General features: G+C 28.9%; 21 protein-coding genes. 10 read left to right on the top strand and 11 right to left on the bottom strand.

The window, feature by feature from the left end:
- Window position 1: 1 nt before the first annotated feature.
- From HMPREF3045_RS05050 to dnaA, 11 genes are all read right to left on the bottom strand, one after another.
- Window positions 2-964, bottom strand: coding sequence for an ABC transporter permease (locus tag HMPREF3045_RS05050; protein WP_019118864.1), 963 nt, complete (start codon window positions 962-964; stop codon window positions 2-4).
- A 712-nt stretch (window positions 965-1,676) separates the two neighbouring features.
- Complete coding sequence (locus HMPREF3045_RS05055; protein ID WP_070737525.1) at window positions 1,677-3,803, bottom strand: ABC transporter substrate-binding protein; 2,127 nt, start codon at window positions 3,801-3,803, stop codon at window positions 1,677-1,679.
- A gap of 365 nt (window positions 3,804-4,168) precedes the next feature.
- Window positions 4,169-4,939, bottom strand: a complete 771-nt coding sequence (locus tag HMPREF3045_RS05060; protein ID WP_004839617.1) for a SigB/SigF/SigG family RNA polymerase sigma factor — start codon at window positions 4,937-4,939, stop codon at window positions 4,169-4,171.
- A gap of 2 nt (window positions 4,940-4,941) precedes the next feature.
- Window positions 4,942-5,274, bottom strand: a complete 333-nt coding sequence (locus HMPREF3045_RS05065; protein WP_019118861.1) for an ATP-binding protein — start codon at window positions 5,272-5,274, stop codon at window positions 4,942-4,944.
- Window positions 5,274-5,582, bottom strand: a complete 309-nt coding sequence (locus HMPREF3045_RS05070; protein ID WP_070737528.1) for an STAS domain-containing protein — start codon at window positions 5,580-5,582, stop codon at window positions 5,274-5,276. The genes HMPREF3045_RS05065 and HMPREF3045_RS05070 overlap by 1 nt, the downstream gene beginning before the upstream one ends.
- Before the next feature lie 2 nt (window positions 5,583-5,584).
- Window positions 5,585-8,026, bottom strand: a complete 2,442-nt coding sequence (gene gyrA / locus HMPREF3045_RS05075; protein WP_070737531.1) for a DNA gyrase subunit A — start codon at window positions 8,024-8,026, stop codon at window positions 5,585-5,587.
- Window positions 8,027-8,034: 8 nt separating this feature from the next.
- Complete coding sequence (gene gyrB, locus HMPREF3045_RS05080) at window positions 8,035-9,939, bottom strand: DNA topoisomerase (ATP-hydrolyzing) subunit B (RefSeq protein WP_070607551.1); 1,905 nt, start codon at window positions 9,937-9,939, stop codon at window positions 8,035-8,037.
- Between the two features lie 14 nt (window positions 9,940-9,953).
- Complete coding sequence (gene recF, locus HMPREF3045_RS05085) at window positions 9,954-11,027, bottom strand: DNA replication/repair protein RecF (RefSeq protein WP_070607553.1); 1,074 nt, start codon at window positions 11,025-11,027, stop codon at window positions 9,954-9,956.
- On the bottom strand, window positions 11,027-11,236 hold the full coding sequence (locus HMPREF3045_RS05090) for an RNA-binding S4 domain-containing protein (RefSeq protein WP_070737534.1): 210 nt from the start codon (window positions 11,234-11,236) through the stop codon (window positions 11,027-11,029). Before HMPREF3045_RS05090 ends, recF begins: the two co-directional genes overlap by 1 nt.
- 8 nt (window positions 11,237-11,244) lie before the next feature.
- Window positions 11,245-12,357, bottom strand: coding sequence for a DNA polymerase III subunit beta (gene dnaN, locus HMPREF3045_RS05095; RefSeq protein ID WP_070737537.1), 1,113 nt, complete (start codon window positions 12,355-12,357; stop codon window positions 11,245-11,247).
- 232 nt (window positions 12,358-12,589) lie between these two features.
- Entirely contained in the window at window positions 12,590-13,966 is a 1,377-nt protein-coding gene (gene dnaA, locus HMPREF3045_RS05100) for a chromosomal replication initiator protein DnaA (RefSeq protein ID WP_070737550.1), read from the bottom strand.
- An 802-nt stretch (window positions 13,967-14,768) separates the two neighbouring features.
- Between dnaA and rpmH the strand changes: the two genes are divergently transcribed.
- The 10 genes from rpmH to HMPREF3045_RS05150 all read left to right on the top strand — a co-directional run bounded on the left by rpmH (window position 14,769) and on the right by HMPREF3045_RS05150 (window position 23,437).
- Window positions 14,769-14,903, top strand: coding sequence for a 50S ribosomal protein L34 (gene rpmH / locus HMPREF3045_RS05105; protein ID WP_004815746.1), 135 nt, complete (start codon window positions 14,769-14,771; stop codon window positions 14,901-14,903).
- Between the two features lie 57 nt (window positions 14,904-14,960).
- Window positions 14,961-15,311, top strand: coding sequence for a ribonuclease P protein component (gene rnpA, locus HMPREF3045_RS05110; RefSeq protein ID WP_004839608.1), 351 nt, complete (start codon window positions 14,961-14,963; stop codon window positions 15,309-15,311).
- Window positions 15,301-15,513 carry a membrane protein insertion efficiency factor YidD gene (gene yidD, locus HMPREF3045_RS05115; RefSeq protein WP_004839607.1) on the top strand — a complete coding sequence of 71 codons (213 nt, stop codon included), beginning with the start codon at window positions 15,301-15,303 and terminating at the stop codon, window positions 15,511-15,513. Before rnpA ends, yidD begins: the two co-directional genes overlap by 11 nt.
- A gap of 41 nt (window positions 15,514-15,554) precedes the next feature.
- Complete coding sequence (locus HMPREF3045_RS05120; protein WP_019118855.1) at window positions 15,555-16,313, top strand: YidC/Oxa1 family membrane protein insertase; 759 nt, start codon at window positions 15,555-15,557, stop codon at window positions 16,311-16,313.
- On the top strand, window positions 16,279-17,148 hold the full coding sequence (jag, locus tag HMPREF3045_RS05125; protein ID WP_070737553.1) for an RNA-binding cell elongation regulator Jag/EloR: 870 nt from the start codon (window positions 16,279-16,281) through the stop codon (window positions 17,146-17,148). The genes HMPREF3045_RS05120 and jag overlap by 35 nt, the downstream gene beginning before the upstream one ends.
- Before the next feature lie 118 nt (window positions 17,149-17,266).
- Window positions 17,267-18,631, top strand: a complete 1,365-nt coding sequence (mnmE, locus tag HMPREF3045_RS05130; RefSeq protein WP_070737556.1) for a tRNA uridine-5-carboxymethylaminomethyl(34) synthesis GTPase MnmE — start codon at window positions 17,267-17,269, stop codon at window positions 18,629-18,631.
- Window positions 18,621-20,537, top strand: a complete 1,917-nt coding sequence (gene mnmG / locus HMPREF3045_RS05135) for a tRNA uridine-5-carboxymethylaminomethyl(34) synthesis enzyme MnmG (protein WP_070737559.1) — start codon at window positions 18,621-18,623, stop codon at window positions 20,535-20,537. Before mnmE ends, mnmG begins: the two co-directional genes overlap by 11 nt.
- Window positions 20,530-21,159 carry a 16S rRNA (guanine(527)-N(7))-methyltransferase RsmG gene (gene rsmG, locus HMPREF3045_RS05140; RefSeq protein ID WP_070737562.1) on the top strand — a complete coding sequence of 210 codons (630 nt, stop codon included), beginning with the start codon at window positions 20,530-20,532 and terminating at the stop codon, window positions 21,157-21,159. The genes mnmG and rsmG overlap by 8 nt, the downstream gene beginning before the upstream one ends.
- A gap of 87 nt (window positions 21,160-21,246) precedes the next feature.
- Window positions 21,247-22,461: a CinA family nicotinamide mononucleotide deamidase-related protein gene (locus tag HMPREF3045_RS05145; RefSeq protein WP_070737565.1), complete on the top strand. Its 1,215-nt coding sequence runs from the start codon at window positions 21,247-21,249 to the stop codon at window positions 22,459-22,461.
- Window positions 22,439-23,437 (top strand): ParA family protein, encoded by a 999-nt coding sequence (locus HMPREF3045_RS05150; protein WP_070737568.1) that lies wholly within the window; start codon window positions 22,439-22,441, stop codon window positions 23,435-23,437. The genes HMPREF3045_RS05145 and HMPREF3045_RS05150 overlap by 23 nt, the downstream gene beginning before the upstream one ends.
- The last annotated feature ends 1 nt before the right edge of the window (window position 23,438 follow it).

Consider the following 23,438-nt stretch of genomic DNA (forward strand, 5'->3'; position numbering starts at 1 on the left):
ATTAAGCCTCCAATTTTACTCTAGGATCTACAAGAGCATAAGCAATATCCATAATCAAGTTTCCAAGAAGAGTTAAAATTGCATAAAACATAGTTAAAGCAAGAATAACATTATAATCTTGAGCTAAAACAGATTTAATAAGAATATTTCCAATTCCCCTGTAAGCAAAAATAGTTTCAGTTATAGCAGAACCCGAAAACATTGATAAAACAGCCCAAGTCATAGCAGTTACAACTGGAATTAGGGCGTTTCTAAAAGCGTGAGAATAAATTACAGTTTTTTCCTTTAAACCCTTAGCCCTTGCAGTTCTAATATAATCCTCATTTAAAGAATCAAGCATAGAATTTCTTACATATCTAGAAATAGATGCCATAGAACCAAAAGTTAAAGTTAAAGTAGGTAGGATTAAATACTTAACCCATTCGCCAAAAGTATTATTTCTAGGCATACCATTAGCAGGGAACCATCCTAGCCTAAAAGCAAATAAGAATATCAAAAATAATCCTATAAAAAATGTAGGCAAAGAAATTCCAACAAGAGTAAACACCTGGAAGAACTTATCAAAAAATCCTCCCTTATGAACAGCCGATCTTATTCCAATAAGCACCGAAAGCACAAAAGAAACAAGAGTCGAACCTATATTTAATAAAATTGTATTTTTAAGTGGTTCAGAAAGATATTCCTTAACAGGTCTTTTAGCTTGAGTAGATTCACCAAAATCTCCCTTCAAACTTCTTCCCATCCACATAAAATATTGCTCTGGCAACGATTTATCATAACCATAACGTTTCTCAAGATTTTTATACATTTGTTCTTGTTGAGCCTTGGTCATTCTTCCATCCTTTGGCATCATAGCTAAAACAGGATCGCCAGGCATTGATTTAGAAAGTACAAAAACCAAAATAGATATAATTATGGCTACAGGAATCAAATTAATGATTCTTTTTACTATGTATTTTAACATATTCATCCCTTCCTTATGTTTTTAAGCTTACCATCTAATATTTTACTCATATTGATTAATTAAAAATCTTTATGATTTTCAACAAAGATTTTGACTAAGAAAATATTACTTATAGAAATTTATAAATAAATATAAAAAAATTAGATAGAGTAAACTTATAATATCATAACCATTATATTAATATAAAAACCTATATTTGTCAACGAAAAATTTGTCATAAACTTATAAAGATTGACATTTATTTTTAAAAATTCATTATTCATGAGCAAAAACTTATCTCAATGCATATTAATTGAAAAATTATTCTACAATACGTTAATACTCTAATGATTTTAATTTATAAAGATGAATTTAGGAATTAATAAAAATAAAAAATATAAATTAATAAAAAATGATATTAAAAAAGGAAAATAAATTTGATTAGAAAGCAAAAAAATATTGTGGATTTTCTAGAAATAGATTTCTATTAGCTAAATTTATGAAATGTAAAAAAATCATAGCAAATAAAAAACTCCTTATAAAACAAGTTAATAATTTAAATTAATTACATTTTTTTACTATTTATATTTCTAAATTTCAAAAAATTTTGTAATCATATTCCTTTTCTAATTTTTATACTAAGCAAATAAAAAGAAATTTTATACTCATCAATTAAATCAATTAAAAAGAAGCCAAATTTATGGCTTCTTTTTGTCTTTTATTTGATTAAATCTTATTTAAGACTCATTTGATTGATTTGGCAAGATACTGCCCATTCTGGTGTTAAACCATCAAATCCTTTAACTCTTGATGATGCTGATGAGTGGATATTGTTAGAATAAAGTGGAATTTCTGGAAGGTAATCATTGTACCATAATTGGAATTCTTCCCATTTATCTAAGTAAGCTTCTTTATCGCCAGGTTTTACTTGTCTTAATTCTTCAGTTATTTTATCAACTTTTGGATCATTTGTCTTTGTTTTATTATCATTTCCTTTACTATTGTATTGGTAGTAAGGATCAAATGGTGATCCAAATCCAAGTCCAATGTTGAATGCTGTATATTCTGCTTTATCTCCTTCTTTTGGATTTTCTCTGTAGTTTAGAAGGGTATTAAAGTCACCTGCTTGAACGTTGTATTCAAGTCCTGCTTGTTTAGCATTGTCTGGTAATTGGTTTGAAAGAAGTGTTGTTATTTCTGATTCTTTTGCACCAAATTGGTTGATTTGTAATTTCTTTCCATTTTCATCGTATCTGTAGTAATCAAATTTGTCAGCATTATTTTTGTATTCTTCTGCTGCTTTTTTAACATCCCAAGGAGTTTTTCCATCTTTTTCAAATTTGTATGGAGAATTATCTAATCTCTTGTTAGCTTCATCAACATTTAATGTATATTTTGTAAGTTTAGCTTCTACGTCAGCTCCTCTTTCTTTATACATCCATTGGCTAGAACCATACATTCCGTTTGTTACTACTGCATATCCACCTGCAAAGTTTTGTACGAAATCATCTCTGTTCATTAAAAATGCTACTGCTTGTCTTACTTCTTTGTATTGAGTTGGTCCCCTATCATCTAAGAATGATAAACATCCATAACCATTTCTGTCGTAAGCTACATATTGCAATTTCTTTTCTTCAGCAGCTTTTCTAATTTGAGAAATTCTTGAACCATTCATTTCATCTTCGAATACATCTATGTCCCCATTTTTAACAAGGTCTACAGATATTTCTGGGTTTATTGCTTGAATGATTACATTTGGAATTGTAGCTTTGTGTCCTTCAAAATCTCCAGCATATTGGTCGTTAAGTTCCATCTTAACCATATTGTTTTCAAATGAAACAAATTTGTAAGGTCCACAAGTAACTTTTGGTGCTTTTCTGTAGTCATTTGCATCAAAAAGCATAGCTTGTTCTACAAGCATTTCTGTAGGGTCTATATCATTTCCGCTTTCTGCAGATTTTTTCTTATCTTCAAGAGTTTTTAATTTCTCTTCGTGTTCTTTTTTGTATTCTGGATCTTCTTCGCCAGCTTCTTTTACTTCTTCATCATAAGAAGATTTTTCTGTTTCAATTTGCTTATCAAGTGATTCAATGAAGGCTTTTTTATCATCGTCTGATAATTTATAACCATCTTTAAGAGCAAATTTAGATCCATCAATTGTTAAGTTTGGAGCAATATAGTGAATTGGTCTTGGGTTCATTACCTTTAAAGATTCTTCTTCAAAGTATGGTAAGAATGATGAATCAAGTGTAATTTCAAAAGTATGATCATCAATTTTTTTAACACCTTCAAATTCTTTAGTTTTTCCTTCTCTAAAGTCATTGTAACCCTTTAATGAATCTCCACCTATTTCAGTAGATCCTGTTATTAGAGCATAATCTTGTGGTGAGTGTAAAAGAGCTTTAAATAAATAATCATCAGCTGTTACAGGCTTACCATCAGACCATTTTAAATCTTTTTTAATTTTAAAAGTAAAAGTTTTTGATCCATCTTCATTTTGTTTTTCTTGAGGATCTCCATCAAGAACTGTTTTATTAACTACATATTTTCCGCCCTTATCTTTAACGTAAGTATCATAACCAACAGAACCTTGGATTCCCATAAATTCTCTTGCTCTTACGTCATTTTGGCTGTTATTAAAACCTTGGATGAATTCTCCACCAAGTGAATCAACACCTACTACAAGTGTATCATCATTAGTTTGCTTTTTAAATTCTTCATCCTTAGCTTGTTCGTTACTTGCATTGTTGTCTCCAGCATTTGAGCCGTTGTTGTCTTTGTTTCCGCTACCGCCACAAGCAGTAAGTGTTAAAACTAAGCCAAGCGCAAAAGCTTGTGAGAAAACTTTTTTTACATTCATCCTTCTCTCCTCTTTTCTTTTTTATTTTTGATTTATATGAATACATTATAGTTTATATTTATGTTTTTGTCAAACTCCATTTGTTGCTGATAATTTCAATAAATTTAAATGAAAAAAATTTTTTTAAAATTTTATATTTTTATATTTATACAAAATTTTAAGTTTTTTTTGTAGAAAAATCAGAGATTTTTTTTGATTTATTAAGCTAAACTATTGAAATAATAAGTTTTGCTTCATTTGCATATTAATAGACTAAATTGTAATTTATAAAATTTAAAAAATTATATTTTCAAAAAATATTTGAGAAATTTTCTTAAATTTTTAAAAATTTTCAAAAAAATAACTAGCAGATAAACTGCTAGTTATTATTGCATTTTTTGCATTTCTATTGTGAATTTTTGTAGAATTTTTTTCTCTATTCTTGATACTGTCATTTGAGAAATAGAAAGTTTATTTGCTATATCTACTTGGGTTCTTCCTTCGTAGTATCTTAATTCTAAAATTTGTTTTTCTAAGTCGTTTAGTCTTTCGGTTGACTTATCTATCAAATCTTTTAATTCTACTGAATCAAAATTTTTGTCGTCTTCTCCTATCATGTCGGATAAATCTACGGAATTTTCTCCTTTTTGGACTTGATATTTCATATCCAAACTTTGTGGAGAATAAACCTTGCTTGCCTCTATTGTTTCAAGAATTGTTTCTTCGTCTTCTCCAAGGTAAGCTGCAATGTCTTTTATAGTTGGGGTTCTTTGGAGTTCTTGTGGAAGAATTTTTTTTGCTACATTTATTTTTTTGTAGAGATTTTGAATTCTTCTTGGAACTCTTATTACCCAACCTTTGTCCCTGAAATATCTTTTTAGCTCGCCCATTATTGTTGGGGTTGCAAAGGATGAAAATTCGTATCCTTTTGATGGATCGTACCTATCAATGGCATAGATTAGACCAAGAGATGCTACTTGATAAAGGTCATCTTTTTCGATTCCTTTTCCTACGTATTTGTTGGAAAGGATGTCGACTATATACATATGATCTTCTATAAGTTCATTTCTCAGATCCTTGTCCCTTGTTTTATAAAATTGTTCAAATTTTTCTTTGATCTCTTTTTTTCTTTCAAGAGATTCTTTTGTATCTGCCATAATTATTTCTCTTTTGTAAGTATTATCTTATCTTCAACAACTTCTACCTTGTCTGCTAATTGTTCAAGGATAATTTGTTTGATTTTTAGATTTTCCTCTTCAATTTCCCTATCTTTTCCTATAACTTCTACTTTCATTAAATTCTCTTTTGTATAGAAATTTATTTTTATATTTCTATCGCTCATTTTATAATTTATTGCTTCTGATACAACGACTCTTATATCTTCAACTTCTTCTATATCAAAGCCAATGTCGCTTGCAAGGCTTGCTGCTAAAAGTCTCATTGATTTTAAATAAATGGTTTTTGGTGGAATTGTTAAACTTATGGTATCCATTATTCCTCCATCTCAAATAAATCACTTATGTCTGTTATTTTAAATAATTTTTTGATATTTTCTTTTGGATTAATTATTTTTACAATTTTGTCTTTTTCTTTTTGGTCTTTGTATATATTTATAAACATACCAAGACCTGTTGAATCTATATAATCCAATTTTTCAAGGTCTATTATAAAATCTGTATCAGTATTTTTTAAAGACTCATCGCAAAATTTAGAAAAATCTTCTTTTGAATAAACGTCTAAATCCCCAATAAGTTTTACTAATAAGTGATCATTTTTTTCTTCAATATTTGCCTTAAACATTTCTAGTCCTCGCTGTTTTCTTCATAATATTTGGTTACAGAAACAATAAAGTCCTCAGTATTTTCTAAATTCTTTAATTTTACTCCTAGGGTATTTCTACCTGTTGTTGATATGTCTCTTGCTGATATTCTAATCATATCTCCTTTTAAGGAAACCATCATTATGTCGTCATCCAAATTAGCAGGAAGAGTTGCTACCACATTTCCAGTTTTTTCTGTAATTTTGTGGCATCTTACACCTTTTCCTCCCCTATTTTGATTGTTAAAATTATTGAAGGATGTTTTTTTACCAAAACCATTTGCAGTTACAACTACCAAATAAACTTCATCTTCAACTATATTCATTGACACAACTTTATCATCATCTCCAAGTCTAATTGCCCTTACTCCTTGAGCATTTCTTCCCATAGACCTGATGTCTGATGAGGCAAATTTTATTGCCATTCCTTTTTGAGTTGTTACAATTATATCACAAGGATGATCTATTTGCCTAATTGAAACAAGTCTATCATCATCTTCAAGTGAAATTGCTATAATTCCATTTCTTTGAATATTTGTAAATAATTGGGCATCAGTTTTTTTGATTTTTCCCTTTTCAGTTTGGAACACTAATTGGCTGTTGTCACTTAGCTCTGACAATTCCATTATGTCAGTTATTTTTTCATTTGTTGCAAGAGAAATTATATTTATTATAGCTTGACCTCTTGATTGCCTGCTTGCTTCTGGAATTTCGTAGCATTTTAGTGAATAAACTCTTCCAAGATTTGTAAAGCAAAGTAGGGATTCGTGAGTGTTTGTTGTAAGAATTTTTTGGATAAAGTCATTTTCCTTTGTATTTCCAGCGGAAATTCCCTTTCCTCCCCTATTTTGTACCTTATAAGTATTTATTGGAAGTCTTTTTATATAACCATCATGAGTTAAAGAAATTAATACGTCTTCTTTTTCAATTAATTCTTCAATATCAAATTCTCCCTCATCTGGAACAATTTTCGTTCTTCTGTCATCAGCAAATTTTTCTTTTATTTCTAAAATTTCTTCTTCAATAACGCCAATTAATTTTTCTTCATCATTTAAAATTGATGTGAAATATTCGATTTTTTCAGCAAGTTCCTTATCTTCTGCTTGCAATTTTTCAATTTCAAGACCTGATAGTCTTTTTAATTGCATATCAAGAATTGCTTGAGATTGTAAATCTGTTAAGCCAAATCTTTCATTAAATATTTTTTTAATTTGGTCGTTATCATAAGATGATCTGATTATTTTTATAATTTCATCGATATTATCAATGGCAATAATCAAACCTTCAACTATGTGTTTTCTCTTTTGAGCCTTGTCAAGGTCGAATATTGTTCTTCTTCTTACTACATTTTTTTGATGTTCAATGTAGTATTTTATAAGTTCTTTTAAGTCAAGAATTTTTGGAACCCCATCAACAAGGGCAAGATTTATAATTCCGAAAGTTGTTTCAAGTTGAGTTTGTTTGTAGAGATTATTTAGGACAATATTTGCATTTGCATCCCTTTTTACCTCAATTACAATTCTCATTCCCTTTCTATCGGATTCGTCCCTAATATCTGAAATTCCTTCTAGCTTTTTATCTTTAACATATTCAGCAATTTTTTTGATTAAATTTGCCTTGTTTACTTGGTAAGGAATTTCTGTAACAATTATTCTTTCCCTGTTTTTCTTAAATGGCTCAATTTTTGCAACAGCACGAAGTTTTAATTTTCCACGTCCTGTTTTGTAGGCTTTTTTGATTCCAGCTTTTCCAAGAATTTGTGCTCCAGTTGGAAAATCTGGTCCTTTTATGATTTCTGCCAATTCTTTTATAGAAATTTCTGGATTTTTCATATAAGCAATACAAGCATCAATAGAATCTCCCAAATTATGAGGAGCCATATTGGTTGCCATTCCTACTGCTATACCATTTGATCCATTTACCAAAAGATTTGGAAATCTTGATGGAAGAACTGTTGGTTCTTTTTCTTCTTCATCAAAGTTTGGCATAAAATCAACTGTATCTTTGTTTATATCTCTAAGCATTTCCTTGGCAATTTTGCTCATTTTAACTTCTGTATAACGCATAGCCGCTGCATCATCGCCATCAATTGAACCAAAGTTTCCTTGACCGCTTGCCAAAGGATACCTAGTTGAAAAATCTTGAGCAAGTCTTACAAGGGCATCGTAGATTGCAGAGTCTCCATGAGGGTGGAATTTACCCATAACCTCTCCGACAACTCTGGCTGATTTTCTGGTTGGCTTATTTGGATCAAGTCCAAGTCCTTCCATTCCGTATAAAATTCTTCTATGAACTGGTTTTAATCCATCACGTACATCTGGTAGGGCTCTTGAAACAATTACTGACATGGAATATTCCAAGTAAGCACTTCTCATTTGCTTTTCGAGATCTACCTCTATGATATTTTTATAGCTTTCTTCTGTCATTTATCCTCCTAGACATCTAAGTTTTCAACATATTGGGCGTTTTCTTCTATAAATTCTCTTCTAGGTTCTACCTTTTCACCCATTAGCATTGAAAATGTTGCGTCTGTTGACATTTGTGAATCTTCTTTTTCATAAACTTGAAGTAAGACTCTGTTTTCTGGATCCATAGTTGTTTCCCACAATTGCTCTGCGTTCATCTCTCCAAGACCCTTGTATCTAGAAATTTTGTAATTATCTACTTTCCATTCTTTTACAATTTCATCTAACTCTTTATCTGTATAGCAATATCTTTCTTTTTTTCCACTTGAAATTTTATAAAGTGGTGGTTGGGCAATATAAATATGTCCTCCATCAACAAGTGGTTTCATGTATCTGTAGAAAAATGTCAAAAGTAAGGTTCTAATGTGAGCCCCATCTACATCGGCATCTGTCATAATTATAATTTTTCCATAACGAAGTTTACTTATATCAAATTCCGAACCAATTCCTGTACCAAAAGCTGTAATCATTGATTTTATCTCTTCATAATTTAAAATCCTATCAAGATTTGCCTTTTCTACATTCATTATTTTTCCTCTTAGAGGAAGAATTGCTTGAATTCTATTGTCACGACCGCCTTTTGCAGATCCACCGGCTGAATTACCCTCGACTATAAAGATTTCATTTTCTCCTATATCTTGTGATTGGCAATCAGCAAGTTTTCCTGGAAGAGTTGTTGAATCAAGAATTGATCTTTTTCTTGTTAAATCTCTTGCCTTTCTTGCAGCCTCTCTTGCCCTTCTAGATGCTAGGGCTTTTTGAATTATTGATTTAGCGATTTTTGGATTTTCTTCTAAGAAATTTCCCATGTGCTCTGAGAAAAAGGCATCAACTGCTCCTCTTACTTCGCTATTTCCAAGTTTTCCCTTTGTTTGTCCTTCAAATTGAGGATTTGAAATTTTTACTGAAATAATTGCAGTAATTCCTTCTCTTGCATCATCTCCTTGAAGATTATCTTCATTTTCTTTTAATAAATTATATTTTCTAGCATAATCATTTACACTTCTTGTCAAAGCTGACCTAAATCCTGAAAGATGAGTTCCACCTTCTAGGGTGTAAATATTATTTGCAAATGTTAGGATATTTTCGCTATATCCATCTGTATATTGAAAAGAAATTTCTATTTCTGTAGATTCTTGACGTCCTTCAAAATATGGAACTTCTTTAAAAATTGGAGTTTTATTTCTATTTAAATATTCTACAAATTCTTTGATTCCACCGTCATATTTAAATTCAATTTCTGACTCATCTCTTTTATCTTCAAAAATAAGTCTTACTCCCTTATTTAAAAAGGCCATTTCCCTAAATCTATTTTCTAGGGTTTTTTTATCATAAACAGTTACATCAAAAATTTCTGGATCTGCTTTAAAAGTTATTTTTGTTCCACTTTCTTTTGTATCCCCAATTATTTCAAGATCACTTGTTGGTTTTCCTCTTTCAAAAGTCATTCTATGAATATGACCTTCTCTTTTTACTTCTGCAATCAAATATTCACTTAGAGCATTTACAACTGAAACTCCTACTCCGTGAAGTCCTCCTGAAACCTTGTAAGCCTTATCGTCAAATTTTCCTCCAGCGTGCAAAACTGTAAGAACTGTTTCTAAGGTTGATTTTCCAGTTTGTGGATGCTTTTCAATAGGAATTCCTGAACCATCATCTTCTACTGTTACAATATTATTTTCATCTATACTAATTTTTATGTAGTCACAACGACCTGCAAGAGCCTCATCAACAGAATTGTCTACAACTTCGTAAACTAAGTGATGAAGTCCCCTTTCGCTTGTTGAACCTATATACATTCCAGGTCTTAGTCTTACTGGCTCAAGTCCTTTTAAGACCCTAATGTTCGATGCATTATATTCTGAATTTTCCATAAGATTCCTTTCTATTATTTAATTCGACCATCTTTTATTTTTCTAATTTTACTCCTACTAACCCCATCCAAACTTTTGGTGTTTGTTGCTGTAATTATTGTTTGAAATTCTCCTAAATTTTCCAATAAAAAATTTGATCTTTTTTCATCAAGTTCTGAAAAAACATCGTCAAATAAGATTATCGCCTTATCTTGGCTAGTATTTTCTATTAAATTTACATTGGCAAGTTTAATATTTAAAATAGCAGATCTTTGTTGACCTTGAGATCCAAATTTTTTTGTATCTTTGCCATTTATTATTATATCAATTTCATCTCTTTGACTGCCTGATGTAGTCCTATAATATTTTAAATCATCAGAAATATTTTCCATAAATATTCCACCATATTCTTCCATTGAATTTGCTTTGATGTTTGGCTTATAAATTATGGTTAAATTTTCCTTATTTTCTGTAAGATTCAAATGATTTTTATTGGCATAGGTATTTATTAGGGAAATATATTTTTCCCTAAACCTATAAATTTTATAATTTAGCCTAATTATTTGCTGGTCAAATGCCATAAGCTCAGTTTTAAAATATTTTGACCTTTGATTTTTTAATAATTTATTTCTTTGGCTTAAAATTTTATCAAAATCTTTTTTAACTGCCTTGTAGCTAAAATTAACACTAATTATTATATCATCAATCAAGTCTCTTCTAAAATTTGGTCCATCTTTTATTATATTTAAATCTTCTGGGGTAAACAAAACCAACTTGAAAAGAGATTTTAAATCCTTATTTTTGTCATATTTTATTTCATTTACAAAAATATCTTTTTTATTTTCATTTACATCTATATGAACATTTTTAAAAGATTGATTTTTTCTAATAATTCCATCAAGGGACATTTCTTTTTCATTAAACATAATAAGGTCCTTGTCCCTAAAGGATTTGAAACTTTTTGCATTTGCCAAATAATATATGCTTTCAAGTAAATTTGTTTTTCCTTGGGCGTTATCTCCCAAAAATATATTTATATTTTCATTAAATTCTATATTTTGAGAAAGATAATTTCTAAATTTATTGAGTTTTAAATTTTGAATCCACATTATACAAGACTTATTAAAAATTGATTGTCAAATTCTATTTCATCGCCCTTATAAAGTTTTTTGCCAGCTTGGAAAAATTCTTCGCCATTTACCAAAATTCCATATTCTTTTATAAGATGTTTGGCTTCTCCTCCGCTTCGGGCTATGTCCGTTGCCTTTAAAAGATCTTTTGCTAAAATCTCGTCGCATTCAAATTCTATCTTTTCCATAAAAACTCCTATTCTGCAAGTCTAACTGGAAGGGCAAGATAAGTAAATTCTTCATCATCATATTTTGATTCGTTTGGATAAATTAGGCATGGATTTAAAGATGATTTTAAATGCATTCTTATAGTTTGGGTATCACAAGCCTTAACTCCTTCTATCAAATATCTTGCATTAAAAGCAATTTTTACATCATCGCCTTCTTTTTGAATTTGTAAAACTTCTTTCAAATCTCCAATTTCAGAATTTGATTCGATTAGGCACTTATCATCTTCTATATTTATTTTTATAAGATTTGCTCTTTGGGTATTGTTTAATAATTGAGCTCTTTCCAAAGAATTAATAAGTTCTTGCCTATCAACAACAAGGCTTGTTGTAGAAATATCTGAAATTATATTTGTGTAATCAATATAATTTTTATCAATTACCTTGCAATACATTGTAGTATCTCCAGATTCAAAAATTATATCCTTGTCGTCCTTATAAATTTTTGTAATTTTTTCATCATCAATTATCCTTGTCCATTCAGAAATAGATTTTCTTGGAATAATAAGCCTAGCCTTATCCATTGATGATGGATATGATAATTTTAATTTTTTAAGGGCAACCCTATAACCATCAAGGGCTACAAAATTTAAATATCCATCTTTTAATTCAAATAAAATTCCTGTAAGGGCAAGTTTTGTTTCGTCCAAGCTTGTTGCAAATTCTGTTTGTGAAATTGATCTTTTCAATTTATCATTTTGAATTTCTAAATAATCAACGCTTGGTATAGAGAAATTTTTCTTTTCATAATAATCAAAAGCTAGGATATTAAAGTTTGAACCATTGCATTTGATTTTTATTTTTGAATCTTCTAGCTCAATTTTTATTAGCTCATCTGGAAGTTTTCTTACGATATTTGCAATTATATTTGCATTTATTGCCATTTCGCCTTCTTGTATTACTTTACAATTAGCTTTTGTTACAATAGATATTTCTCCATCTGATGATGTTAGTGTTAAAGTATCATTTTTTGCTTCAAAGTATATTAATTCATGTATTTGTATATTGGTTTTTCTCGAAACAGCTTTCATAGCTATGGAAATTTTATTTGATAAATCTTTTTGTTGAATTTCTATTTTCATGTTTGCTCCTAACATATTATATAAACTTAGTAGTATTAGTATTAGGTAGTGTATATATGTGGATAAGTCTTACAAAGCTTTATTTATAAATTAAAAACTCAAATAATAAGTTCTGGATAAGTTTTTATAAGTCATCCACTTTTCCACACAATCCACAGACTAAAATAATTTTTTTAGAAAGTTAAGCTTATAAACAAGCTTATCCTCAAACTTATACACAATTTGTGGATAACTAAGCTTTTATTTCTTTAATAATTTCTTCTATTTCTTGCCTAAAATCTTGGTCTTCTTCCATTAAATCTTTAATTTTATCATGACCATGCATAACAGTTGTATGATCTCTATTAAATTCATTGGCAAGACTTACCAAAGAAATTGATAAAAGATCCCTGCAAAGATACATAGCAATTTGTCTTGGCATAACTATTTCTTTTTTTCTAGATTTACCTCTAAGATCAGCAAGTTTTACATGGTATCTTTCAGCAACTTTTTTTTGAATATCTTCTGCATTTATTTTTTTTCTATCATTATGAACTCTTGAACTTACACCAAGTCTTGCATCCTCAAGGCTTACAAATGATCTATTATTTGATTTTGCACAAGCAATTGAAGTTGCCAAGGCTCCTTCAAGATCCCTAATATTTGTTTCAATATTTTCTGCAATATATTCTAAAATTTTGTAATCAACAACAGCTCCAAGCTCATCTTGTTTTTTTTGTAAAATTGCAACCCTTGTTTCAAAATCAGGTTTTGAAATATCAACTATAATTCCCCAACCAAATCTTGATACAAGCCTATCTTCCAAGTGTTTGATTTCTTTAGGTGGCCTATCTGATGAAATTACAATTTGTTTTCCTTGATTATATAAATCTTCAAAAGTATGGAAAAATTCTTCTTGAGTACCAGTTTTATTGGCAATAAATTGAATATCATCAATCAAAAGCATATCAACAGAACGATATTTTTTCCTAAATTCTTCATTAGTATTATTTCTAACAGCAGAAATCATTTCATTAGTAAATTTCTCACTAGAAAGATACATCACATAGCAATCATCTCTTTTTTCAAGAATTTCATGAGCAATTGCCTGCATAAGGTGAGTTTTTCCAAGTCCACTTGCTCCATAAATAAAAAGCGGATTATAAACTCTTGAAACCTTATAATTAGCCATATTTTCAGCAACAGATTGGCTTGCTGCAAGAGCTAATTGATTTGATTTTCCTTGGACAAAATTTTTAAAAACATTATTTTTTTCAAGAAGAGGTTTAGGATACTTATTTACATTATTAAGTCTTAGTTGTCCATCATCATCAACATTTTTTCCAAGACTTAAAACTTCATCATAATTAGGTCCATCTTTGGCAACAATTTCAATTTTATATGCCGTATTTTCTCTCTTATTTATATCATTTAAAATAGACTGGAGTTGAGGAACCCAAATTTGGTCAAAAATAAACTTAGTATCATTTTTTGGAATTTCTAAATAAATAGTATCTTCATATTTATTTAGTGGCTTTAAAATTCCAATCCAAGTTTCGTATTGTTGAAGATCTGGAACATTCATTTTCATTTTTTCTTTTAATTCATTAGTTATGTATTCTAGATTCATCTTACAGCTCTCTTTCATAAAATATTATCCACACTTAACAAAATGGTAAATTGTAATAAGTTAATTATATTTTTCGACTTATCCCCAAATTTTGGATAAGTTGTGGATAACTTTAATGTGGATAGGATAAATCTTTATTTTTAGAGAAAATTTTTGCTTATTTTAAAAAAAATAAAATAATACAATTAATTTATCCACAAAAAATATAAGCAAATCAATAAAAAATAGACTTATCATCATCTTTTACACAAGAGATTATACACTAATATAGCCATCTTGTAAAGTTATCCACAAAATGTTGATAAGTTTTGGATAAGATAAATAAATTTAAATTTAGAAAAATTAAAACTATGTGGATAATGTGGATATCTTGATAAAATATAAAAATTTGTAAATATTTTTATGAGTAAATCTTTGATTATAGGAATTTATTAAAAAAATATTTCAAGAAATTTAAAAATTATTCAAATAAAGAACAAGCAAAATTGTCTGTGTATAAAATATAATTAAAAAAACTTATCCACATATAAATAATAATTTAAATTCGGTGGATATTTGCATAAAATTTATAAAACTGATATTAGCTTTAAAATTTTAGAAAAAATAGAAATTTACGCACAAAAATTTTAAATTTTTTAAAATTTAAAGAATTATTTTTTTATTTTCAAATAAAAATATAAACCTATAAAATTTAAGCATTAATTTTTAATTTAAATTTTTGTATTTTTATATTTAAAACCTTGACTTTCTACCATTATTTAAATATAATAAAAGACAGCGTAAAATAATAGGAGGTGATAATATGAAGAGAACTTATCAACCAAATAGAAGAAAAAGAAAAAAAGACCATGGCTTTAGAAAAAGAATGTCAACTCCCGCTGGTAGAAGAGTTTTAAAATCCAGAAGACAAAAGGGAAGAAAGAAATTATCTGCATAATAAAAAAGCTACGGCTTTTTTATATTGTAGATAAGTTAGAAGTTAGGTTTTATTCTTATGGAAAAACAATTTAGTTTAAGAAAGAATGTAGACTTTGAAAGAGTTTATAAAAAATCTAAGCACTACTACAATAGAGATTTTACCGTTTTTATAAAAAATAACGGTGTAAATAGGCCAAGGTTTGGCTTTTCTATTTCTAAAAAAATAGGCAAGGCAAATCAAAGAAACAAACTTAAAAGAAGACTTAGGGCAATTGTTTATGAAAATTATAGGAATATTAATAATGTAGATATAATTATTATTCCAAAAAAACATACCACAGATTTTACTTACCAAAAACTTAAATCTTCTTTGGGACACGTACTTAGTAAAGCCTTTAAGGACAAGAAAATTAGATATGTTAAATAAACTTTTTCTAATATTAATTAGATTTTATCAATTGTTTATTTCTCCACTATTAGGCTCTGGAAAATGTAAATATTATCCTACTTGTAGCCAATATGCTATTGACTGTTTTAAAAAGTACAATTTTTTTAAGGCCTTTTTTAAGGCTTGTTGGAGAATTCTAAGGTGCAATCCTTTTTCTAAAGGAGGATACGATCCGGCCTAGCAATTGATTTTTTATATTTACACTAGAGATTAGGAGAGATAATGTTAAGTTTTATAGCACAAATATTGGGTAGCTTAATGAAATTTATTTATGATTCTTTAGTAAATAATTTTACTGAACCATCTAATATAAGTTTTTATGCTATTTCAATAATTTTAATGACAGTTTTGGTATCATTAATTACTATACCAATGACTATGAATCAACAAAAACAAGCGGCAAAAAGTGGAGAGATTCAGCCAAAAGTTGAAGAAATTAAGAAAAAATATGCCTACGATCCTCAAATTATGCAACAAAAAATGCAACAGTTATATAAGGAAGAAGGTGTAGGACCAGGAATATCTTCATGTTTGGTTATGATTTTCCAATTATTAATACTTTTATCTTTATATAGGGTTATTCAAAATCCAAATAAATTTATATTTGCAGGTGATATGCACCAAGTTAAAGATAATTTTTTATGGGTACCAACCCTTTCTAAGGCAGATCCTTTATTTTATGGTTTGCCACTTTTAACAAGTATAAGCCAATTAGGTGTTCAACTTTTCACAATGAAAACATCACCTCAAGGTCAAGCTCAAAATACTCCTGGTATGGGTTCTATGAATAATATGCTTTTGGCTATGCCAGTAATTTATTATTTTGTATTTAGAAACCTTCCTGCAGGTTTGCCTTTATATTGGACAACAAGCTCACTTGCAAGACTTTTAATTCTTGGAGGACAATATTTAGTTGGCCTAAGCAAAAGAGATAAAGAGGAAAAAGATGAAAAGATCAATAGTAAAAACAGCAAAAACTAAAGATGAAGCTATTAATGAAGCTTTGAAAGAAATTAATAAATCAATAAATGAAGTTGATATTGAAGTTATAGAAGAAGAATCTACAGGATTTTTGGGTTTAATTGGACAAAAAGATGCTGTTGTTAAAATTTCTTATGATGAAGATATTAATGAGGGAATTGATTCATTAATGAAAGAAATTGAAGAAGATAGCAAAAAAGAGCTAGAAAAAGAATTTGATTTGGAAGATTTATCAGAAAAAATAGAAGAAGAAAATTCTTTTGAAGATGGATTGGATGAAAAAGAAAATTTGGATGAAATAAATGAATCTTTTGAAGACTTAATAGAAGAAGATTTTGAAGATGAATTAGAAGATTCTGACCAAAAAGAAGACGAAGTAAGTCTTTATTATAAGGCAAAAGATTTGTTAGAAGAAATTTTAATCCAAATGCACTTTGAAGATGTAAAAGTTATTGGAAATTTAGAAGATAACATCATTAAGCTTGATGCAAAAATTGATCCAAAAGATACAGGAATTGTAATTGGGAAAAATGGAAGAACCCTTGATTCAATTGAAACTGTAATAAGAAAAATTATAAAAGCAAGATCAAACAAGGTTAAGCTTAATATTGATATAAATAACTACAAAAAAAGACGTGATGATAAAATTGTAATGCTTGCTGATAAGGCGTGCAAAAAAGTTTTAAAAACAAGAAAAAGTTGGAACTTAAAATATATGAATTCCTATGAAAGACGACTTGCTCATGAGCAAATTTCAAAATATGATAAGCTTGATTCTCACTCAGAAGGAATTGAACCAAAAAGATATGTTGTAGTTGATTATAAATTAGATTAATATAAAGGATGTTTCACGTGAAACATCTTTTTTAATTGATAAAATTAATGTATAATATGGAAAGAATGAAAATTTTGTTTATGTCAAAGGTAAACAGTCATTTTAGAAAGGATGAATTATGAGTGAATCTACAATAGCAGCAATTTCTACGCCACAAGGTAGTGGTGGTATATCTATAGTTCGTATGAGTGGCGATAAATCTTTTGACATTATAAAAAAGATTTTTAAGCCAATAAATAAGAGGGCTTTAGATAAAGAAAAAGATAATAGGATGATGAGATACGGTCATATAGAAAAAGACGGCCGTATTTTTGATGAAGTTATGGTTAATTTTATGAAAGGACCAAATACCTACACAAGAGAAGATATTTGCGAGATAAATTGCCACGGTTCAATGATTTCTGTAAGAGATATTTTGAATTTATTATTGGATATGGGCTGTGAGCTTGCAGATAGGGGAGAATTTACCAAAAGAGCTTTTCTTAATGGAAGAATAGATTTATCCCAAGCTGAGGCGGTTCTTGATATTATAAATTCAACCAATGAATTATCACAAAAACAAGGCTTAAAACACTTATCAGGTTTGTTAAGAGAAAAAATTGAGGAAATTAGAAATATAGAACTTGAGGCCTTATCAAGAATAGAATATTCGATTAATTTTACCGAAGATGGAGAGGATTTGCCAGTTGATAATATTATAGCTTTTATGCAAAAGGCCTATGATGAAATTTCAAAACTTCTAGCAACAGCAAATAAGGGAAAACTTGTAAAAGATGGGATTGAAACAACTATAATTGGCAAGCCAAATGTAGGAAAATCTTCACTTTTAAATGTTTTATTAAATGAAAACAGGGCAATTGTTACAGATATTCCTGGAACTACAAGAGATTCTATAACTGAGTATATAAATCTTGGAAATTTAACTTTAAAAATTAATGATACGGCAGGAATTAGGGAAACCCACGATGAAGTTGAAAAAATAGGAGTGCAAAGATCAAAAGAATTAGCAGAAGATGCAGATCTTATTATAGCAATATTTGATAGGTCCAGAAAACTAGATCACGAAGATAAGATGATTTTGGATATGTTAAAAGGAAAAAATGCTATTATAATTTTAAACAAAATTGATTTGGATTCAAAAATTTCAAAAAGTGATTTTGATGATTCTTTTAAAATTATCGAAACATCTATGGTTTCACGAGATGGAGTTGATAAATTAGAAGGAGCTATTTTTGATATTTTTGATTCAAAAGAATTAAATAAGGAATCTTTGATGATAACAAATTTAAGACATGAAAGATTATTAAATTCTTCAAGAAAAAAATTGCAATCATCATTAAATGATATAAAAGCTTATGTTCCTATTGATTGTGTAGAAGTTGATTTGAGATCTTCTTATGATGATTTGGGACTTATAATAGGAGAAACTGTTTCAGATGAAATAATGGATAAGGTATTTAGGGAGTTTTGTGTTGGAAAATAATAAGTTAGAAAATAAAAATCATAAATATATAGATGAAGCCTATGATGTAGTTGTTGTAGGTGCAGGTCATGCTGGTTGTGAGGCGGGACTTGCTTCTGCGAGGCTTGGATTTAAAACTTTGGTTCTTACAACAAGTATGGAATCAGTGGCTGATATGCCATGTAATCCTAATATTGGAGGAACAGGAAAGGGACATATAGTAAGAGAAATTGATGCTTTGGGTGGAGAGATGGCAATAAATATTGACAAAACCTTTATCCAATCAAGGATGTTAAATACATCAAAAGGACCTGCTGTTCATTCATTGAGAGTTCAAGCTGATAAAATCAAATACCATCAAGAGATGAAAAAAACTCTTGAAAATCAAGAAAATCTTGATTTGTTTGAACAAGAAGTAGATAAAATTAATATTGAAGATGGCAAAGTAAAAAGCGTTGAAACAATTCAAGGGGCAATTTTTCCTACAAAAGCTTGTGTGGTTTGCACAGGAACATATTTAAATGGAAAAATTTTGATGGGAGATTTTCAAAAAACATCAGGTCCACACGGTTTATCTGCAGCAACTCATTTATCCGATAGTTTAGAGCAATTAGGTTTTTCATTAAGACGTTTTAAAACTGGAACCCCAGCAAGAGTTGATAAGAAAAGTCTAGATCTAACAAAGACTGAAATTCAAAAAGGAGATGAAAATGTTGTTGCCTTTTCATTTTTAAATGAAGATAAAGATTTTTCAGATAAAAAACAAGAAGCCTGTTATTTGACATATACAACAGAAAAAACTAAGGAAATTATTATGGAAAATTTGGATAGGTCACCAATGTATGCAGGTCTTGTAAAAGGGATTGGTCCAAGATATTGTCCATCAATTGAAGATAAAATGGTGAGATTTCCAGATAGGGATATTCATCAAGTTTTTATTGAACCAGAAAGTCTTTCAACAGATGAGATGTATATTCAAGGCGTTTCATCAACTCTTCCTCAAGAAGTTCAAAAAGAATTTTATAAAACTATAATAGGCTTGGAAGAATGTAAGATAATTAGACCAGCTTATGGAATTGAATATGACTGCCTTGATTCTACAAATTTAAAAAGAAGTTTAGAGTCAAAAGAGATTGAAAATTTATTTTTTGCAGGACAAATAAATGGTTCAAGTGGATATGAAGAAGCCGCAGGGCAAGGTCTTATTGCAGGAATAAATGCAGCTTTAAAATTAAGAGGAGAAGATGCCTTAATTCTTGATAGGTCTGATGCTTATATTGGGGTTTTGATTGATGATTTAGTAACTAAAGGAACTAATGAACCATATAGGATGATGACTTCAAGGTGCGAATATAGACTTACAATGAGGCAAGATAATGCTGATTTTAGGCTTACAGAAAAAGGACATGAAATAGGACTTGTATCAGATAAACGTTATGAAAAAATGGTGGCAAAAAGAGAAAATATTGAAAAAGAAATTTCTAGATTAAAAAATGTAATGATTAGTCCTAACGAAGAAAATAATGAAATTCTAGAAAAAATAGGTTCAAATCCTATAAAAACTGGATATAGTTTGTTTGATCTTATAAAAAGACCAGAATTAACTTATAAAAAATTGGAAGTTTTAGATCCTGATAGACCAGAATTGCCAAAATTCCAACAAATTCAAGTTCAAACAGAAATCAAATATCAAGGCTATATCAAAAAACAAATGGCAGATATAGGAAAATTCAAAAAACTTGAAAACAAAAAACTAGACCATGATATTGATTACAGTAAAATCAATGGATTAAAAAAAGAATCAGCAGAAAAATTAAATAAAATAAAGCCAGATTCAATAGGTCAAGCCTCAAGAATTTCAGGAGTTTCGCCAGCTGATATAAATGTACTTCTTATAAGACTCAAGTCGGGAGATTTAAATGGATAAGTTTAAAATATATGAACAAATGCTCATAGAAACAAATAAAAAATTTAATCTAACAAGCATAGATGATCCGAAAGAAATAAGGATAAAACATTTTGAAGACTCTCTTACTATAAAATCATATATAAATAAAGGAATGAAAGTCTTGGACATCGGATCAGGAGCTGGATTTCCAGGAATACCTCTAAGAATTGAAAAAGATTTTGATTTAACTTTGATAGATTCAGTAAATAAAAAAGTAAATTTTATGAATGAAGTAATAGAAGAATTAAAACTTGAAAAAGCTAAAGCTGTTCATGTCAGAGCAGAAGATTACGCAAAAGATCATAGAGAAGAATTTGATATGGTTATTTCAAGAGCAGTTGCAAACTTATCAACACTTTCAGAATATGCTCTTCCATTTTTAAAAGTTGGCGGAATATTTATAGCTATGAAAGGTCCCAAAGCAGAAGAAGAATATGAACAAGCACAAAATGCTTTGAAAATTTTGGGAGGAGAATTAATTAATATTGACACAATTGATCTTTACGGAAATACAAGAAAAAATATTTTGATAAAAAAAGTAAGGTCAACGAAAAAAAAATATCCTAGAGGAAAAAATCAACCAAAGAAAAATCCTTTATAAAAATAAAATAAATAAAAGAAAAAATGTTTCACGTGAAACATTTTTTTATTGAAAATATGTTATACTATTATAGAGAAAAGAGGATTTATGAAAGCACAAATTTTTTCTGTAGGAACAGAAATTTTATTAGGAAATATTACAGATACAAATTCGAAATTTATAGGGCAAAAACTTACAGAATATGGAATAGATGTCTATAAGATGGTAACTATTGGAGATAATTTTGATAGATTGTACCAAGCAATGAAAAATGCTTATGGAAAAGTTGATTATATTTTTGTAACAGGAGGGCTTGGACCAACTGAAGATGACATAAGCAAAGAAGTTGCCATAAAAGTTATTGGAAAAGAAGACCAAGTAGAAATTGATAAAAAATCAAAAGAAAGAATTGAAAGTTATTTTTCTAATAACAAAAAAGCTGTTAAGGTAAATTTAAAGCAAGCAAAATTTCCAAAAGGTGCAATCATTTTAGATAACGACAAAGGAACAGCTCCAGGTTGCATAATGGGAGATAAGACTAAGATAATTCTTCTTCCTGGACCACCAAGAGAAATGGAATATATGTTTGAAAATAAACTTTCAAGTTATTTAAAAAAAGATGCTATTATTAAATCGAAGAATTTAAGAATAGGACTTTTGGGAGAATGGGATATGGCAAATAGAATTGATTTGTCATCAACAAATCCTACCATCTCTCCTTATTTTGATAATGAAGGTGGATTTTTAAGAATTACTGCAAAGGCTAAAAGCGAAAAAGAAGCAGATTTTTTATTAAATGAAAAAGAAAAAGAAGTTAAAAATGTTTTTGGAAATTTGTTTATTTCTGATGATGGTTTAAGAAAAGAAGAAACTTTAATAAATTTATTAAAAGAAAGAAATGAAAAAGTTTCTACTTGTGAATCTATAACTGGAGGATTGATTGCTTCATCAATAATAGATATAAGTGGTGCAAGTGATGTAATAGAGGAATCCTATATAACTTATTCAGATAAAATTAAAGAAAAGATTTTAAATGTTTCACGTGAAACATTAGAAAAATATAGTGCAGTAAGTGTTGAGTGTGCAAACGAAATGGTGGAAGGATTATACAAAATAACAAAGTCAAGTCTTTGTATAGGATCAACTGGCTATGCCCACAAGGGAGAGGTGATTCTTGCAATAAAATATAAGAATCAAAAAGTTATAAAAAAATTTCAATTTTCAGCTGATAGGAATAAGGCAAGACTTTTTGCAAAAAATCGAGCCTTGGATCTTGCTATAATTATTATGAGAGGTAAGTATGAAGACAATATCGATATTTAATCAAAAAGGTGGAGTAGGAAAAACTACAAGTGTTGTAAATCTTGCAGTATCCTTGTCAAGACTTAATAAAAAAGTATTGGTTATTGATTTTGACCCACAAGCCAATACAACAACAGGTCTTGGTTTTGATAAAAATGAACTTGAAAAATCAATATACAAAATATTTTATGATGAAGGGGATAATTACAAGGAATATATTTTAAAAAGTGAGGAAGGTCCTTATCTAATAGCTAGCGAAAATTCCTTGTCAGGTCTTGAAGTAGAACTTGTAAGTCTTGATGAAGTGGAAAGATTGAAAATGCTTAGCCAAATCATTGAAGAAATAAAAAAAGATTTTGACATTATTTTGATAGATTGCCCGCCATCTTTGGGACTTTTGTCTTTAAATGCTCTTGTAGCTAGTGATTCTATAATTATTCCTATTCAAACAGAATACTATGCTCTTGAGGGAGTGAGCGAGCTATTAAAAACTTATCAAACAATAAAAGAATCCATAAAAGAAGATTTGGAAATTGAGGGAGTTTTGCTTTGTATGTTTGATAAGGATACGGATTTATCTTATGAAGTAGTAGAAGAAGTAAAATCATTTTTTAAAGAGAAAGTATTCTCTACTATGATTCCAAGAAATATAAAACTCGCAGAGGCGCCATCATTTGGAAAATCTGTTATATCTTATGATGAAAAATCTAAGGGAGCAAGAGCTTACTTGTCTTTGGCAAAAGAGATTGTAGAAAATATTTTTGGAAAAAAAGAAAACTTAGAAAAAAATTCAAAGATTGAAGAAAAAAATGATAAATTAAATAATGCTGAGATGAAAAATTCAGAAAAAACTAAAGAAATTGATGATGAAAAATCTAAGGAAGATAAAAACATAGTTAAGAATGATAAAAAAGAAAATTCTGATGAGACAATAGTAAAGAAAAACAAATTTTCTTTTAATCAAAATAAACTAATAAATAATGAAAAGAGGGATTAGC

The sequence above is a fragment of the Anaerococcus sp. HMSC075B03 genome (assembly GCF_001815585.1).
GTDB classification, from domain to species: domain Bacteria; phylum Bacillota; class Clostridia; order Tissierellales; family Peptoniphilaceae; genus Anaerococcus; species Anaerococcus vaginalis.